The organism is Nonomuraea sp. NPDC003201, assembly GCF_053590415.1.
Genome location: NZ_JBSFTC010000792.1, coordinates 1 through 1,011 on the forward strand (window position 1 = coordinate 1; position 1,011 = coordinate 1,011).

Annotated in this window: 1 protein-coding gene; it reads left to right on the forward strand. The window is 65.7% G+C overall.

Translation table 11 applies throughout. The features are described 5' to 3' along the window. Positions 1-164 precede the first annotated feature (164 nt). The gene (locus ACWDX9_RS63685; protein ID WP_449973511.1) at positions 165-1,001 is read left to right on the forward strand and encodes a transposase family protein; all 837 of its coding nucleotides are present in this window, start codon (positions 165-167) and stop codon (positions 999-1,001) included. The last annotated feature ends 10 nt before the right edge of the window (positions 1,002-1,011 follow it).

Consider the following 1,011-nt stretch of genomic DNA (forward strand, 5'->3'; position numbering starts at 1 on the left):
TGAGGTGATCTCAGCGAAATAGTTCGGACGAATTGGGATTTCTTGGACGCCACTGGTGGCGTTCCGGGCCTATCGGGAGGAGTTGCCGAAGGCCGGAAACAGACGTGGAGCCCCCGGTAGAAGAGCTCTCACCACAAGAAATCCCAGCCGCCGGAAGGCTCCACGTGATTGCTCATCGTGCCACGCTCGACGTCTCCCGCGCACTCGTTCAGCACGTCGCCCGCCTCCTGCATGAAGAACGCCGACTGCGCGGCACGCCGAAAGACAGCCGAGTCTTGAGCCCCTTCCGGCAAGCGGTCATGGTGGTGCGCTGGTTCCGCGGCGAGCAGGACATCCCCAAGCTCGGCCGCGATCACCGCGTCTCTCGGGCCACCGCCTACCGCTACATCCACGAGGGAATCGAGGTTCTCGCAGCTCAAGCACCAGATCTTTCCGAAGCCCTGGACCGCGCCCACGCCGAAGGACTGGCCTACGTGATCCTGGACGGCACCCTGATCCCCATCGACCGCTGCGCCGAGCAGACCATCAGCGTCAAGGGTGAACCCATCGACGCCTGGTACTCAGGCAAGGCCCACCAGCACGCCGGCAACCTCCAAGCCCTCTCGGCACCAGACGGCCTGCCGTTGTGGATCGGCGAGGTCGAGCCCGGCTCCGTCCATGACCTGTCCGCCGCCCGCGCGCACGTGCTGGGCGCGCTGTACGCCGCAGCCGCAGCCGGCCTGCCCACTCTCGCCGACAGCGGCTACGACGGCGCCGGAATCGGCATCCACACGCCGATCAAGCAGCCCGAAGGAAACCAGATCCTCAGCCCGGACAACCGCACCTACAACCGGCTTCTACGAGCCCTGCGCTGTCTCGGCGAACGCGGCTTCGCCCTGCTCAAAGGCCGCTGGCGGACCCTCCAGCACATCACCGTCAGCCCCAGCCGAATCGGCGACATCGCCCGCGCAGCACTTGTCCTCACCCACTTCGAGCACAATTACCTGCCGGGAATTCGCTGAGATCACGTCA